Source organism: Lentiprolixibacter sp. (genome assembly GCF_982873095.1).
On the sequence record NZ_CEYNTP010000305.1, the window covers coordinates 1 to 2,844 of the forward strand.

Annotated in this window: 3 protein-coding genes; all 3 read right to left on the bottom strand. The window is 46.3% G+C overall.

Features of this window, described 5'->3' with window-relative positions; genetic code table 11:
• Positions 1–1,614 (bottom strand): PspC domain-containing protein (locus AC4E7D_RS13575; protein ID WP_490174319.1); only part of this gene is annotated, 1,614 nt, incomplete at its 3' end.
• A gap of 35 nt (positions 1,615–1,649) precedes the next feature.
• Positions 1,650–1,985 (bottom strand): PadR family transcriptional regulator, encoded by a 336-nt coding sequence (locus AC4E7D_RS13580; protein ID WP_490174320.1) that lies wholly within the window; start codon positions 1,983–1,985, stop codon positions 1,650–1,652.
• Positions 1,986–2,090: 105 nt separating this feature from the next.
• Positions 2,091–2,573, bottom strand: a complete 483-nt coding sequence (locus AC4E7D_RS13585) for a DUF4870 domain-containing protein (RefSeq protein ID WP_490174321.1) — start codon at positions 2,571–2,573, stop codon at positions 2,091–2,093.
• Positions 2,574–2,844 lie beyond the last annotated feature (271 nt).

The following is a 2,844-nucleotide window of genomic DNA, read 5'->3' on the forward strand; positions in this document are numbered from 1 at the left end:
ATCCAGACCGTCTTCGTTAATAATGATCCGGCCTTCATCCTCCTCCCAGGAACCTTTTCCAAGCCCTTCAGGACAGTCAAGGCACTTCAGTTCCCCGTTGTCCTGCATGATCCAGGTGTAGTCAACGATATCGCTGCGATACAAGTCCTGGTCATAACGTGTAGTCCGACCCAAATGCCGTTTGGTATTCTCGTCGAACTGGATAATAGTCCCTTCCGGCAGGTAGACATTTACCCGTACTTCCTGGTCGCGCATTTTGTTGTCTGCGTCGGTGGTCAGGTAGTTGTCCAGCAGGAGGGTATTCCCCTCAGTTACATAGCCATAGGCGATGTTTGATGCACGTTCCCTTGCGTCGTTGAAGGAACTGCCATTGGCATCTTTTCGGACGCGGATCCTGGATAGGCTGTCCTCAGATTTCCTGAGGTCGAAACGGATATTGTCTGAATACAAAATGGGTTCCCCGGATTCATTTTGGGTAAGGAACAAACCTCGGAAGCCATAGGAATCGCGTCCTTCGTACAGGTCGGAATCGTCCATCATCCGAATCTGCAGGGTGTCGCGGTTATCCGTAAAGACCAGCTCTTCCTTTACTGTGGTGCTCCCCGTGTACGCATGGGCGGCCGCCTGTTTGATACCGAGCACCATGATGCCGATAATGGACAGTAACCAAAGTCCCAATAACGAAAACTTGGCGATGTTCCCAATAGATTTCAGGTTGTTCACCAGGATCTTCAGTCCCAGGTACAGCAGGAAGAAGAATGGGATGCCCACTGCGAAGAAGGTGAGTAAGGATACCAGCCATACAGGGGCATCCGTATAGTTCACCATTTCGTAAAAATCCACCCCCGGGATATGGATAATATCGAGAATACCAACAGAGAACAAGCCGATAAAGAGACCGATCAGGGTTGTGGCTCCGATAATGATCAACAGGATACCTATGAATTTCCCGATGACCTTAAAGAAGAACATGATGATCTCGCCCAGGGTATCAAAAAAAGACTTGCCACCGCGTTTTACTTGGTTGCCTACTTCTTCGTAGTCCACGCTCTTTACGCGTTCGGCTACATCATCAAAGCCTTCTTTTACCTTGCGCTCAATATTGCTGATATTCACGGGCTCCCCCCGCATATCCAGTTTTTGTGCTGTTGAGGCCGCTTCAGGAACAAGGATCCACAGCAGGATATAGGCGATAAAGCCGAATCCGGTAAACAGGGCCAGTATTATGAAGATAATACGGATCCATAAGGCATCAAAGCCCAGGTAGTGCTCCAATCCGGCACAAACCCCCCCGATATATTTATTGTCAATGTCCCGGTAGAGCTTTTTGATTTTACCGCTTGCGGCAGTGCTGCTCTTTGGGGCATCTTCAAAGATGTCCTCGTCTACCATGTAGTCTTCGGGCTGACCCATGATCTGGATCACCTCATCCACTTCTTTCATAGTGATTACTTGTCGCTCATTTTCCATTTTTTCATGGAAGAGCTCGGCAATCCGGGCTTCTATATCGGCAATGATCTCATCGCTGCCTGCGGTTCCCGCAAAGGAGCGTTTGATCGCCTCCAGGTACCGCTGTAGTTTATTGAATGCCTTCTCATCAACATGAAAAAGCATATTTGCTAGATTTATGTTTACTGTTTTGTTCATTGTTAGACTTTTTTAGCATTGGTTACCAAATTCACGGCATTTCGAAGTTCGTCCCAGGTAGTGTTGAGTTCCTTCAGGAAGACTTTCCCGGTCTCCGTGAGTCCGTAATATTTCCTCGGGGGGCCTGATGTGGACTCCTCCCAGCGGTAATTGAGTAAGCCTGCATTCTTTAACCTTGTCAGCAGGGGGTATATGGTACCCTCAACTACAAGCATTTTAGCGTCTTTAAGGGCGCCCAGAATCTCAGAGGCATACTTGTCTTCTCCGTCGAGGATAGACAGGATGCAGTATTCCAGAACCCCTTTGCGCATTTGTGCTTTTGTGTTTTCTATGTTCATGATCTCATAATTCTGTTAGATTAACTGTTCGTTTTTCTTTCTGTGTTTTGATTGATGATTAAACTCCATTTGATTTGATTTTGATTGATGATGGTAACAATATTTCTATTTGATAAAACTTATAGTGATGGGGTATTTGAATACCTGCCCCTCGTTGGTTCGTATGGTAGCCAGGATGGTGTAGATGATATTCACTACAAACAGGCTTAACTGGGCGAGGCCCGCAAAGCCGGCTGGCCAGATAAACCGTCCCCAGTTCCAATGGTCGTTGTCAAAATGGAAACTGATCCCGTTAAATTCATTGAAGTCCCGAATGTTCAGGATACCGCCTTCGAAGATGTTGGGCAGGAACCCCAGTAAGAAGGGTACGGCAATTATTCCCAGGATTACCGAGTACAGCAACAGGCTGATCTGGAAGTTCAGGGCCTGTTTCCCGTTGTGGTCCACAAAGGCATTTTCCTTTCGGTTGGCAAGCCAGAGTACCAGCGGAAGCAGGAAGTTTCCAAAAGGGATAAAGAACCTGCTAAGGGTAGAAGCATGGATCGCTGCCGCCAGATTTCTTTCGTGTTTGGTCAATGATTCTGTCATGGCATATTAGTTTCTTATGCAAATATATATCTAAAAGAAGGTATTATGCAAAACATAGTACTAAATATTAACATAAAATTAACATTATTGAATTCATGGAATTATGGTATTTTTGAGGCTTAATACCTTTAATATGGCCACCTCCGTAAGTAAGTTCAACACCTTCCTTTTCTTTAAGCTTCCCGCGGCATGGTGGACGGGAGTACGCCTGCGAGAACTCCGAAGAGAAAAGGCCGTGGTTACGGTAACCCATAAATGGATCAACCAGAAT

What these genes read in the sequence shown, in the direction of transcription:
- AC4E7D_RS13580 (WP_490174320.1), bottom strand. Translation starts at nt 1,985, where the DNA reads ATGAACATAGAAAACACAAAAGCACAAATGCGCAAAGGGGTTCTGGAA.
- AC4E7D_RS13585 (WP_490174321.1), bottom strand. Translation starts at nt 2,573, where the DNA reads ATGACAGAATCATTGACCAAACACGAAAGAAATCTGGCGGCAGCGATC.